Here is a 12,259-nt window from a genome sequence, read left to right on the forward strand (position 1 = left end):
GTGGTCGTCGTGGGGGCGGTGGTCGTCGGGGCGGTGGTCGCGGTGGTGCCGCGCGGACGGGTGCTGGTGGTCACGGTGGTTCCCTGGTCCTGGGCGTTCCGGCCGGCGGCGCCGAGCGTGCGGAACTCCTGCGTCTGGCGGTGGGCGGGCTGGCTGCTCGTCGTCGTCATCTCTGGTGCATCTCTCGCGAGGGGTGGAACTTCCGGGGAGAGAGCCCGCAGACGCAGAGAGGCCGCGGACCCGATGTCGGGATCCGCGGCCTGGGGGGAACGACCGGTGCTGCTAGACCGGTGGTGCCGAGGTCGAGGGTCCCGTGGACGGGGTGGAGAAGGGGGAGTAGGCGCCGAAAGCCCGACGGTGGGCGCCCGTGACCGGACGCACTCCACCCGTGGTGAGGGCACTGGTGGACGCGAGGATGCGCTCACGCATGCACGGGGCGGAGGTCGAGGCGACGACACGGGTGACGTTCCCGGTGGCGATCTCGGTGCTGGTCATCGTGGTCCCCTCCTCTGCGTCGTGCGGCGGCGTGTGCCGCCCCTGGGCGTGATTCGACTGTAGGGCCAGCCGGCCCGCGGCGACAACGTCTTTTTCCGCGCGCCGTCGGCAGGGGCGTCGAGCAGGGCCAGCGGAACGGCGGGAGACGTTGCGGCGCAACGGCTCGCGGGGTCGAGCACCACCGACCCGAACGCCGCGCGCGACGCCCGTCGGCGGCGTCGGGCGCGGGTTCCCTCAGCCGGCAGCGAGGAGGGCGAGGACGTCCTCGCCCCACTTCTCCAGCTTCGCGGGGCCGACGCCGGACACCGCCGCGAGGGCGGCGACGTCCGCAGGCATCGTCTCGGCGATGGCGGTCAGCGTGGCGTCGGTGAACACCACGTACGCCGGCACGGACGTCTCCTGGGCGACGCCGGAGCGCCACTCGCGCAACCGGTCGAACACCGCCTCGTCGTACGTCGACGGGCAGGTGGCGCAGCGGCCGAGCTTGCGCTCCGCCCCCGCGGCGAGCAGGTTCCCGCACGTGCGGCACTTCGCCGGACCCGCCGACGCCTTGCGCGCACCGCCCGAGGGGCGCTGCCGGCCGGCCGCCCCCGCGGCGGCCTGCGGGCGCACGCTGTCGAGGAACCGGGAGGGCTTGCGGGTGGCCCGACCGCCGGGCGTCCGGGCGTTCGCCCAGGAGACGTGCAGGCCCTCGCGGGCGCGCGTCACGCCCACGTACAGCAGCCGCCGCTCCTCCTCCACGTCGTCCGGCGTCTCGGCGAAGCTGATCGGGAGGAGGCCCTCGCAGACGCCCACGAGGTGGACGACGTCCCACTCCAGGCCCTTCGCGGCGTGCAGCGACGCCAGCGTCACGCCGTCGACGGTGGGCGCGTGCTGCGCGGAGGCCCGCTCCTCCAGCTCGGCCACGAGCTCGGCCAGTCCCGCGTCGGGGCGCTTGTCCGCCAGCTCGTCGGCCAGCACGACCAGCGCCTGCAGCGACTCCCACCGCTCGCGGACCGACCCGGCCGCGGTCGGGGACTTCTCCGTCCAGCCGGCGGAGGACAGCACCGCGCGCACCTCGCCCCCCAGCTCGTGCCCGGGCAGCGCCGAGCGGGCGGCGCCGCGCAGCAGCACGATCGCGTCGCGGACCTCGCGGCGGGAGAAGAACCGCTCGCCGCCGCGCACGACGTAGCCGACGCCCGCGTCGGCCAGCGCGGCCTCCAGCGCCTGGCTCTGGCCGTTGGTGCGGAACAGCACGGCGATGTCCTTCGCGGACCGCCCGGCCCGGACCTCCGCGGCGATCCTGGCCGCGACCCCGGCCGCCTCGGCGACGTCGTCGTCGTAGGCGGTGAACGTCGGGGCCGGCCCGGACGGGCGCTGCGCGATGAGCTCGAGGCGCGCGCGGGCGTGGCGGCCGGTCGCCATCGACAGCACGGAGTTGGCGAAGCCCACGACCTCGGGCGTCGAGCGGTAGTCCCGGACGAGCCGGACCACCGTGGTGCCGGGGTGGCGCTGCGGGAACTCGAGCAGGTGCTCCGGCGTCGCCCCCGCGAAGGAGTAGATCGTCTGGCTGGCGTCGCCGACGACGCACAGGTCCTGGCGCTCGCCGCGCCACAGGTCCAGGAGCCGCTGCTGGAGCGGCGACACGTCCTGGTACTCGTCGACGACGAAGTGGCGGTACTGCTGGCGCACCGTGGCCGCCACGTCGGGGCGCTCGTCGAGGATGCCCGCGGTCAGGAGCAGCACGTCCTCGAAGTCGATGACGCCGCGGTCGGTCTTGACGTCCTCGTAGGTGCGGATGAGCCGCGCGACCGTCGCGAGGTCCAGGCCGCCCGGGTCCCCGCGGCCCGCCCTGCCCGCCAGGCGGACGTAGTCGTCGACGTCGACGAGCATGACCTTGGCCCACTCGACCTCGGCCGAGAGGTCGCGCACGCGCGCCCGGTCGGCCGACAGCCGCAGCCGGTTGCACGCGTCGGCGACCAGGGGCGCCTTGTGCTCGGCCAGGTGGGGCAGGCTGCCGCCGACGGCCTGCGGCCAGAAGAACTGCAGCTGCCGCAGGGCGGCCGCGTGGAAGGTGCGGGCCTGCACCCCGGCGACGCCGAGGTCGCGCAGGCGCGTGCGCATCTCCCCCGCCGCGCGCGCCGTGAAGGTGACGGCCAGGACCCGGTTCGGCACGTAGGCGCCGGAGTGCACGCCGTAGGCGATGCGGTGCGTGATGGCGCGGGTCTTCCCCGTGCCCGCGCCGGCGAGCACGCAGACGGGACCGTCGAGCGTCGTGGCGACCTGGCGCTGCTCGGGGTCCAGCCCGGCGAGGACGGAGTCCGCGGAGGGGGCGGTGAGGGGTGCGGCAGTCATGGCGCGGCCATCCTCTCAACTCCGCGGGCCGCCGCCGCGCAGGTGGCGCGCGTGGTTGTGGACGCGCGCGTCGTCCACAGGCCGGGTGCTGCGGTCCCCGCCGGGGAAGAGCCCGGTGCAGGCTGCGGTTGGAGCCAGGGAGCGCGCCGGGCCCGGCGCGCGACGACCGAGGAGAGGGCACCATGCAGGCACCTGCCGCCGGCAGCGTCACGATGTTCACCACCACGTGGTGCGGCTACTGCCGCCGCCTGAAGACGCAGATGGACCGCGAGGGCATCTCGTACACGGAGGTGAACATCGAGGAGGTCCCGGACGCCGCCGACTTCGTCATGGAGGTCAACGGCGGCAACCAGACCGTGCCGACCCTGCTCTTCCCGGACGGCTCGGCCGCCACCAACCCCTCGGTCGCGGACGTCAAGGCGCGCCTCGCCGCCTGAGGTCCCCCTCCTGAGCACGTCGAGCACCACCTACCGGCCCACCGGTCCCGAGCAGTTCGCGGACCGGTGGGCCGTCGACGTCCCCGCGGGCGCCCGCGTGGGCGTCGACGGCGCCGTCGACGCGGACACGCTGCTGTACGCCAGCCACCTCGCGGCCGCGCTGCGCCGCCGGGCCCGCACCGTCCTGACCGCCGACTGGACGGGGTTCTGGCGGCCCCGGTCGCTGCGCTACGAGTTCGGCCGCGAGGACCCCGACGCCTTCCACGACGGCTGGCTCGACGTCTCGGGGCTGCACCGGGAGCTGCTGTGCCCCCTCGCCCCCTCGTCGGGCCGGCGCTGGGTGCCGTCGCTCTACGACCCCGCGACCGACCGGGCCTCCCGCGCCGCGCGCGAGGACGTGCCCGACGAGGCCGTCCTCGTGTTCGCCGGGCCCTTCCTGCTGCGCGACGACGTCCGGTCCGGCTTCGACGCGGTGCTCCACCTCACGACGTCCGACGCGGCCGTGCGCCGCCGCACCCCCGAGGCCGACGCCGGGCGCGTCCTCGGCGGCTGGCACCGCTACCTGGCCGAGTCCGACCCCGTCGCGCGCGCCACCGCCGTCCTGCGCTGCGAGGACCCCCGGCACCCCGCGGAGCTGGTGCGCTGACGCCGGGCCGCCGGGTGCGGCCCCGAGGCCGGTCAGCGCGAGCGGCGCGGGTCCCACCGGAAGAACCTCTTCCAGAGCAGGGCGCCGAGCGCGGACCAGGCGAGCAGGACGAGCAGCGGGCGCAGGACCGCCCACGTCGCCGCGCCCGTGGCGAAGTGCTGGGTGAGCGAGGGCGAGGTGTGACCGACGCCCAGGAAGGCGGCCCGCACGACGTCGGCCGTCGCGGTCGCCGGGAGCAGGTGACTCACGTCGGCGAGCCACCCCGGGAAGGCGTCCAGCGGCGTGATCGCCCCCGAGACGTACCAGAGCCCGAAGACGAAGGGGGTCACGATCCACGTCGCCACCTCACCGCTGGGCAGGAGCCCGGACAGGCCCATCGCGAGGAGGCCGTAGCAGGCGGCCGCGAGGAGCACGCCCACCACGAGCAGGGCCGGGTGCCGCGGCAGCGGCACCCCCAGGGCCAGGACGCCCGTCGCCAGCACGACGCCCGACTGGAGGACTGCCGGCAGGCAGGCGCTGACCGTCTCGCCGACCAGGATCGAGGAGTCGGACAGCGGCGTCGCGCGCAGCCGCTTGTAGACCTTCGTCTCGCGGCGCCGAGCGGCCGAGTTCACCGTCGTGTAGATGATCCACAGCAGCGCCGCCGCCATGCCGCCAGGCAGCAGGTAGGTGCTCACCGGCACGCCGCCCGCCGGGGCCGGCTGGTGCCGGTAGGACCACGCCGGGGCCAGGCCCATGGCGATCGGCATCAGGGCCCCGATGAGGGCGAAGGCGACGTCCTGCCAGAACACGCGCTGCGAGAGGCGGACCTGGGACCAGGTCGCGGACGACCACCGCGCGGCGCGGTGCCCGAGGGAGGGGGCGGCGGCGTCCCGGACCGACCGGGTCGCGCTCGAGACTGCGGGGGCCATCACGCGACGCTCCTCTGCGAGGCGTTCTCGGCGATGCGGCGGAAGACTTCCGCCAGCCCGCCGGGCTGGACGGTGAGCTCGTCGAGCCGGACGTCGGTGACCGCTGCCCAGTCCGACAGCTCGCGCAGGACCCGCTGGGGGTCGCCCGCGCAGATCGTGACCCGGGCGGTGTCCGGGTGGCGCTGCACGGTGACCGCCTCGCGGACGGGGAGGGCGTCGACCCACGAGGGGTCGATGCCGAAGGTGATCCGGGAGTCGCCGGCCAGCCGGCGCATCTCGCTCAGCGTCCCGGTCGCCTCGATGCGGCCGTCGTTCATGATGGCCACGCGGTCGGCCAGCACCTCGGCCTCCTCGAGGTAGTGCGTGGTGAGCACGACGGTCGTCCCGTCCTCGACGAGCCGGCGCACGAGGTCCAGGCACTCCTGGCGGGCCTCCGGGTCCATGCCCGTCGTCGGCTCGTCCAGGTACAGCAGCTCGGGGCCGCCGAGCAGCGCGAGCGCCAGGTCCAGCCGGCGGCGTTCGCCACCGGAGAGCTGCGAGCAGCGCACGTGCGCCCGGGAGCTCAGGCCGACGGCCTCCAGCACGCGCTCCAGCGGTTGCGGCTCGACGTGGAAGCGGCGCCACGCCGTGACGGTCTGCGCCACGGTGAGGGTCTCGAAGAACGCGGCCTCCTGCAGCAGGATCCCGACCCGCGGGGCGAGCTGGTCGTGGTCGCGCCGGGGATCGCACCCCATGACGCGGACCGTGCCCGCGCTGGGGGCGCGGTAGCCCTCCAGCACGTCCAGCGTCGTCGTCTTGCCCGCACCGTTCGTGCCGAGCAGGCCGAAGACCTCGCCGCGGTCGACGTGGAAGCTGATGCCGTCGACCGCGGTGGTGTCCCGGTACACCACGCTCAAGCGGTCCACCTCGATGATGCGATCCATGCGGGGAACGCTAGGTCGAGCTCAGGCGGCGCGGCAGTTCCTCCTGTCACCAGGAGGAGTGCGTTCCTCCCGGCTCCTGATGACACGTGTCACCGGCGCGTGCCCGCGCGAGCGGACCCGGCCGACCGCGCGTGGCGGTGGAGGCCGGGGCGGCCACGACGCCTCAGATCCAGCCCTCCTGCCGCGCTGTGCGCACCGCCGCGATCTTGTTGGCGCCGCCGATCTTCGAGCACGCGGACGAGACGTAGTTGCGGACGGTTCCGGGGCTGAGGTGCAGCTGCGCGGCGATCCGGTCGGTGGGCAGTCCCTCGGCGACGAGACGCAGGACAGCGATCTCCTTGTCGCGCAGCGGGTTCTGCTGGGCCGCCAGAGCCGCTGCGGCCAGGTCGGGGTCGATGTACCGCTGCCCCGCGTACACCGACCGGATCGTCTGCGCGAGCTGTGACCCGGACACGCCCTTGGAGCAGAACCCCAGCACCGGCACGGCGAGAGCGAGACGGAGGTCCTGCGGTCGCGCCGACCCCGAGAGGATGACGACGGCCGCGCGCACGCCCGCCCGGCGCAACCGCCCGGCGACCTCGATGCCGGTGCGGCCCGGCAGGTGGTTGTCCAGCACCGCCACGTCGGCCTCGTGGGCCAGCAGCCAGTTCTCGGCGTCGTCCCCGCGCTCGTGCACCGAGACGACCGTCATGTCCGGTTCGAGGTCGAGCAGCGTCGTGAGTGCGTCCCGGATGAGACCCTCGTCCTCCGCCACGACCACCCGGATGACGGGCTCGCGAGGGTCCTTCACCCGTTCCTCCCGGGCGTCGGGCGAGGGGCTGCGGATCGCGATCGCGCGCCGGTCACCGACAGACCTCGCCGGGGACGCTGGCGGTCACCGTGAAGCGGTCGTCGGCCGTGCGCACGGAGGACATGGTGCCCCCGACGGCTTCGAGGCGTTCGCTCAGCCCGGCCAGGCCGTGCCCGCGCCGACCGCCCGGTGCCGTCGGGAGCACGCCGTCGTTGCTGACCTGGAGGCTGGTACGACCGTCTCGTGCGTCCAGCCGCACGATGACGACGGTGGGCGAGGAGTGGCGCAGGGCGTTCGTGACCCCTTCCGTGAGCACCCAGCACAGCACCTGCTCGGTCACCTCGGGCAACTGCTCTGGGCGGACCTCGAGTTCGCTGCGCAGCTCGACGCCGGCGGTCTGCAGCAGGTTGGCCGCTTCGGCGAGGGTGCGCCCGAAGCCGCTGTGCCGGTAGCCGTGGATCAGCGACCTGACGCGGGACAAGCCCTGGACGCTGGCGTCCGCGATCTCCACCAGCTCACGGCGGGCCCTCGGTGGTTCGGCGTCGTACAGCCGCGTCGCGATCTCGGCCTTGAGCCGGATGGCCGTGAAGTGGTGCACGGCCACGTCGTGCAGGTCGCGGCCCAGCCGCACCCTCTCCTCCACGATGGCCGCGCGCTCGGCGGCCTCTCGGCCGGCCTCGACGTAGCGCAGCATGGTCGCCAGGCGCAGGAGGACGTAGAAGACGGCTGCCAGCAGGACGGTGTGGACGGCGAGCTGGGCCGCCTCGCCCACCTCGGAACCGAACCGCAGGGCGCCCCAGACGACGGTCGCGATCGACGCTGCGGCACCGGCGAGCGCCGCCCCGACCGGCAGGCACGTGAAGAGGAGCGCCACCGGGAGGAACGCCATGTCGAACCAGTGCGGCCCGAGCGCAAGGCACAGGACCCCGACGCCGAAGGCGTAGGCCGTGGCCCGCAGCACCAGACGGCGCTGGCCCAGGCCGCCGAAGACGAGAGGCCACGTCACCTGGCTGTAGGCCAGCACCAGCAGGGCCACCGCGAGGACGGCGCCGACGACCTCGCCCGCGTCCGCCGCATCGACGAGCGTGAGGACGAGAGGCTCCACGTTCAGCAGCAGCCCCACGCACACGACGAACACGGCCACCGACAGCTGAGGCGTGCGCAGCCGGTCCAGCTGCTCCCGCAGGCGGGCACGCCGGTCGCTGGCTGCCATGCGGGGATGCTACGAGGTCCGACCCGGGGACGGCGTCCCCGGGCCACCAGAACGCGCCGGTGGGCTCAGGCCCAGGGCTCGTCGTCCGGCACGGGCAGCGGGCCGCCGAACCACGCCTCGATCAGCTTGCGGGAGATGGAGACCGGCGGCGGGGGCAGCACGCTGCCCGTCGTGACCGCTTCGGCCAGCTCGGCCCGGCTGAACCACCGCGCGAGGGCGATCTCGTCACCGTCGACGCGGATGTCGGTGGTGACCGCGCGGGCCGTGAACCCGACCATGATGGAGGCGGGGAAGGGCCAGGGCTGGCTGCCCAGGTAGCGGACGTCGTCGGTGCCCGGGCCGACGACGACGCCCGCCTCCTCGAACACCTCCCGGCGCACGGTGTCCTCGAACGACTCCCCGGGCTCCACGAACCCCGCGAGGATCGAGTAGCGGTTGGCGGGCCAGATCGGCTGGTGCCCCAGCAGGAGCCGGTCCTCGGGGTCGACGACCGCCATGATCACGGCGGCGTCCGTGCGCGGGAAGTGCTCGCGACCGGCGGGTTCGGCCTTCACCCAGCCGCCCGTCGTCGTCGTGAGCGGTTCCCCCGTGCGCGGCGAGAACCGCGTGACCGCGTGCCAGTTGCCCATGGCGAGCGCCTCGGTGAACAACCGCGCGTCCAGCGGCGGCAGCACCGTGCCGACCTCGCGCAGGCCGCGCCACTCCTCGTCGCCCGCGGAGCCGTCGGCCACCTCGGGCTCGGACTCCGCCGAGACCACCGCGACGTGCTCGGTGCCGCCGGCCGTGCCCAGGTACAGCGTCAGGTCGTCCGGGCCGGGCGCCGGCACACCGGCCGGCGGCAGCAGGACCAGCTCGAACCCGCCGCGGCGCGGGACCACCGGCGCGCGGCCCGAGTGCACCCGCAGCACGCGCGTGGCCGGGTCGGCCCACAGGGCGTCCAGGAGCCCGGGCGTGGTGCGCCGGACCCCGGCGCGGTCCAGCGTCGACGGGCCCGCGAGGGCGAGGCCGGGGAGGGGGCCGCGCGCGAGCTCGACCGCGGACCGGTCGGCCGGTCGCGCGTCGGCCGGGTGGGCGTGGTCGGCAGGGCGGGGAGTCACGAGCGCACTGTAGGCAGCGGCCAGCGGGGAGTACGCGTCGGCGGTGTCCGGCCACCGGTGAGCCGCCGCAGGGCTCGGGCGCAATACCGTGGGCGCGTGCCCGTCCGCTCGCCGCGCGTCCTCGCCGCCCTCGCCACCGCTGCCGTCCCCGGGATGGACGTCGTCGCCGCGGGGCGCGGTGACACCGACGGCGCCGACTTCGACGTCGCGCTCGTCCAGGACGGGCAGGCGCGCCGCTTCGTCGTGCGCTCCCCCCGGCGCCCCGCGGCCGCCGCGGCGCTCGACACGGAGATCGGGTTGCTCACCGCGCTGCAGGGGCTGCTGCCCTTCGCCGTACCCGCCCCGGCCGGGACGCTCACGCTGCCCGAGGGCGGGCGCTGCCTGGTGCACCCCGAGCTGCCTGGAGCGCCCGTGCACCCCGAGGACGTGCGCCCGGGGCCCGGGCTCGCCGCCGCCCTGGGCACCGGCCTGGCCGCCCTGCACCAGGTGGACGTGGCGGTGTTCGCCGACGCCGGTGTGCCCGTCTACGACGCCGAGGAGTACCGGCGCCGCCGCCTGTCCGAGCTCGACCGGGCGGCGGCGACCGGGCACGTGCCGCCGCGGCTGCTGACGCGCTGGGAGGTCGTGATGGAGGACGTCGCGCGCTGGCGCTTCGCCGCGACGCCCGTGCACGGCGACCTCGTCGGCGACCACGTCCGCAGCGACGGCACCCGGCTCACGGGCGTCACCGGGTGGGTCGACGCCAAGGTCGCCGACCCCGCCGACGACTTCGCCTGGCTGGCCGTGGGCGCCGAGCCGGACGCGCTGGAGTCGGTGGTCGAGGCGTACGCCCACGCCCGTCGCGAACCCGCCGACCCGGACCTCGTCGTGCGCGCCCGCCTGGCCGGGGAGCTGGCGCTCGCCCGGTGGCTGCTGCTGGGGCTGCGGACCGAGGACCCGGACATCGTCGAGGACGCCCGGCGCATGCTGGACGACCTGGACTCCCACGCCGACGCCGTCCCCCTGGACTCCTGATCCCCGCCCCGGACCCCGCCGGCGGGGACGGCCGCCCCGCGCGGCTGAGGCTGGCCACGGTCAACGCGGCGTCGGGACGCGACCTGCGCGACGGCCGGCTGTCGAGCGAGCGGATGGCCGCCGCGGTCGCCGGCCTGGGCGCCGACGTCGTCGCCGTCCAGGAGGTCGACCACCTGCTGCCGCGCTCGGGGCACACCGACCAGGCCGCCATGGTCGCCGCGGCGTGCGCCGCGGGCGGTCCCGCTTGGCAGCACCGCTTCGCCGCCGCCGTGCACGGCACGCCCGGTGCCCGGGAGGACTTCCGCACCGCGGCGCGGACCCTGCCGGACGAGCCGTCCTACGGCATCGCGCTGGCGTCGCGGTTCCCCGTCCTGCAGTGGCACGAGCTGCGGATGGCACCGGGACGGGCGCAGCTGCCCGTCGTGCTGCCGGCCGGGGCGCCGCAGCGGGTGCTGTGGGTGCCCGACGAGCAGCGCGTGGCCCTCGCCGCGGTCGTGCAGACCCCCGCCGGGCCGCTGACCGTCATCAGCACCCACCTGTCCTTCGCGCCGGCGCGCGCGATCGCCCAGCTGCGCCAGCTCAAGGCCTGGTCGCAGTCGCTGCCCCGGCCGCTGGTCCTCATGGGCGACCTCAACCTGCCGGGGCCGCTGGCCCCGCGGACCTCCGGCTGGACGTCCCTGGTGCGGGCCAAGACGTTCCCCTCGCCGGCCCCGCGCCTGCAGCTGGACCACGTCCTCGCGGACGCGCTGCACTGGCAGGTGGCCGGCGCCCGCGCCGAGCGGGTCGGCGGCAGCGACCACCGCGGACTCGTCGTGGACGTGGTCCTGCCGCTGGTCGGGGAGGCCGTCGCCGGGTGAGCGAGGCGCCGAGCGCGGCCGGCGGGCGGCGGCCCGACCGGCGCCGCCGCCCGGCCCGGCGGGGCGGGTCCGTCAGACGGGCAGCCGGGTCAGGGCGGCTCGCAGCTGCTCGGCGTCGTCGAAGCTGCGCGTGCCGTCCCGGGACACGAGCCGGGGGTCGTGGCCGCGACCGCCCACGACGACCACGTCACCGGGGTCCGCGAGCCGCACGACGAGGTCGAGCGCCGCGCCCCGGTCGGCCTCGACGTGCACCTGGGCCGAGCCCGCGCTGAGCGCCCCGGCGGCGACGGCCGCGCGGAGGTCCGCGGGGTCGTCGCCGTGCGGGCTCTCGTCGGTGACGACGACGACGTCGGCGAGCTGCGCCGCGGTGCGCCCCAGCGGTTCCCGCTTGCCCGGGTCACGACCGCCGGTGGCGCCGAGCACCACGAGGACGCGGCCCGTCGTCAGCGTGCGCACGAACGGCAGGAGCCGCAGCTGGGCGGCCACGTTGTGGACGTAGTCCACCAGCGCCAGGAACGGCTGCCCCGCGTCGACGCGCTCGAGCCGGCCGCGGACCTGCGCGAGGCCCTCCACGCCGCGCACCGCGGCGTCCACGTCGTCGCCGCCGGAGGCCAGCGCGGCGAGGGCCCCCAGGGCGTTGTCGACCTGGTGCGCCCCGAGCAGCCGCAGCCGCACCCGGCGGTCGGTGCCCGGCCCGAGCAGCCGGAACGACGTGCCGGCACCGTCGGCCCGCACGTCGGCGGCGCGCCAGTCCGCGCCGGCCCGGCCGGTCGCCGAGAACGTGACGACGGGCGTGGCGAGGTCCGCGGCCAGGCGCCGGCCGTGCGCGTCGTCGACGTTGACCACCGCCAGCGCGCAGCGCCCCGGCGCGAACAGCGACGCCTTCGCGGCGAAGTAGGACTCCTGGTCGCCGTGCAGCTCGAGGTGGTCGACGCCGAGGTTGGTGAACACGGCGACGGCGAAGCCGGTGCCGTCGACCCGGTGCAGGGCGAGGCCGTGGCTGGAGACCTCGACGGCCGCCGCGCCCGCGCCCTGGTCGCGCAGCGCGGCCAGCGCCTCCTGCAGGTCGGGCGCCTCGGGCGTCGTGCGCGCGGCGGGCTCCGTCCACCGGGGGGTCCGCAGCTCCAGCCCGCTCAGCAGGCCCGTGCGGTGACCGGCCGCGCGCAGGCCGGCGTCGAGGAGGTGGGTCGTGCTCGTCTTGCCGTTCGTGCCCGTCACCCCGAGGACGCGCACGGCCGTGCTCGGCCGTCCGTGCAGGTGCGCGGCGAGCTCACCCAGCACCGCGCGCGGATCGGGCACCACGAGGGTGGGCAGGCCGTCGACGGCCCGGTCGCTGAGCGCGGCCACGGCACCCGCGGCGCGGGCCTGCGCGGCGAACTGCGCGCCGTGGCACCGGGCGCCGGGCAGGGCCGCGTAGAGGTCCCCGGGCAGCACCCGCCGCGAGTCGAGCGTCACGCCCTCGACGCGGGGCGCCCCGCCCGGCGGGGGCGCGAGGCGCAGGGCGCTGGCCACGCCGGCCAGGTCGACCGGGCGGGGCAGTGC

At 76.1% G+C, this 12,259-nt stretch carries 11 protein-coding genes; 4 read left to right on the forward strand and 7 right to left on the reverse strand.

What is annotated here, in order from left to right; genetic code table 11:
• Nucleotides 1-729: 729 nt before the first annotated feature.
• Nucleotides 730-2,829 carry an ATP-dependent DNA helicase UvrD2 gene (locus GTR02_RS14315; RefSeq protein WP_166608170.1) on the reverse strand — a complete coding sequence of 700 codons (2,100 nt, stop codon included), beginning with the start codon at nt 2,827-2,829 and terminating at the stop codon, nt 730-732.
• 182 nt (nt 2,830-3,011) lie between these two features.
• Here GTR02_RS14315 and GTR02_RS14320 point away from each other — a divergent pair, with 182 nt between their 5' ends.
• Together GTR02_RS14320 and GTR02_RS14325 are read left to right on the forward strand one after the other, a co-directional pair.
• A complete protein-coding gene (locus tag GTR02_RS14320; protein WP_166608171.1) occupies nt 3,012-3,266 on the forward strand; it encodes a mycoredoxin in 255 nt (84 codons plus the stop codon).
• Nucleotides 3,267-3,363: 97 nt separating this feature from the next.
• Nucleotides 3,364-3,912 (forward strand): nucleoside/nucleotide kinase family protein, encoded by a 549-nt coding sequence (locus GTR02_RS14325; protein ID WP_166608172.1) that lies wholly within the window; start codon nt 3,364-3,366, stop codon nt 3,910-3,912.
• Nucleotides 3,913-3,944: 32 nt separating this feature from the next.
• Here GTR02_RS14325 and GTR02_RS14330 read toward each other — a convergent pair whose 3' ends face one another.
• The 5 genes from GTR02_RS14330 to nudC all read right to left on the reverse strand — a co-directional run bounded on the left by GTR02_RS14330 (nt 3,945) and on the right by nudC (nt 8,846).
• A complete protein-coding gene (locus tag GTR02_RS14330; RefSeq protein WP_240895735.1) occupies nt 3,945-4,823 on the reverse strand; it encodes an ABC transporter permease in 879 nt (292 codons plus the stop codon).
• The gene (locus GTR02_RS14335) at nt 4,823-5,746 is read right to left on the reverse strand and encodes an ABC transporter ATP-binding protein (protein ID WP_166608174.1); all 924 of its coding nucleotides are present in this window, start codon (nt 5,744-5,746) and stop codon (nt 4,823-4,825) included. Before GTR02_RS14335 ends, GTR02_RS14330 begins: the two co-directional genes overlap by 1 nt.
• Before the next feature lie 163 nt (nt 5,747-5,909).
• Entirely contained in the window at nt 5,910-6,536 is a 627-nt protein-coding gene (locus GTR02_RS24545; RefSeq protein ID WP_205709285.1) for a response regulator, read from the reverse strand.
• Between the two features lie 52 nt (nt 6,537-6,588).
• Nucleotides 6,589-7,749, reverse strand: a complete 1,161-nt coding sequence (locus GTR02_RS14345) for a sensor histidine kinase (RefSeq protein WP_166608175.1) — start codon at nt 7,747-7,749, stop codon at nt 6,589-6,591.
• 65 nt (nt 7,750-7,814) lie between these two features.
• On the reverse strand, nt 7,815-8,846 hold the full coding sequence (nudC, locus tag GTR02_RS14350) for an NAD(+) diphosphatase (protein ID WP_205709286.1): 1,032 nt from the start codon (nt 8,844-8,846) through the stop codon (nt 7,815-7,817).
• 96 nt (nt 8,847-8,942) lie between these two features.
• Between nudC and GTR02_RS14355 the strand changes: the two genes are divergently transcribed.
• Both GTR02_RS14355 and GTR02_RS14360 read left to right on the forward strand, forming a co-directional pair.
• Nucleotides 8,943-9,860: a phosphotransferase gene (locus GTR02_RS14355; protein WP_166608176.1), complete on the forward strand. Its 918-nt coding sequence runs from the start codon at nt 8,943-8,945 to the stop codon at nt 9,858-9,860.
• Nucleotides 9,861-9,910: 50 nt separating this feature from the next.
• Nucleotides 9,911-10,717, forward strand: coding sequence for an endonuclease/exonuclease/phosphatase family protein (locus tag GTR02_RS14360; protein ID WP_276610923.1), 807 nt, complete (start codon nt 9,911-9,913; stop codon nt 10,715-10,717).
• Nucleotides 10,718-10,789: 72 nt separating this feature from the next.
• Here GTR02_RS14360 and GTR02_RS14365 read toward each other — a convergent pair whose 3' ends face one another.
• Nucleotides 10,790-12,256: a Mur ligase family protein gene (locus GTR02_RS14365; RefSeq protein WP_166608180.1), complete on the reverse strand. Its 1,467-nt coding sequence runs from the start codon at nt 12,254-12,256 to the stop codon at nt 10,790-10,792.
• Between the last annotated feature and the right edge of the window lie 3 nt (nt 12,257-12,259).

Origin of the sequence: Kineococcus siccus (assembly GCF_009906795.1) — a bacterium.
Lineage (GTDB): Bacteria > Actinomycetota > Actinomycetes > Actinomycetales > Kineococcaceae > Kineococcus > Kineococcus siccus.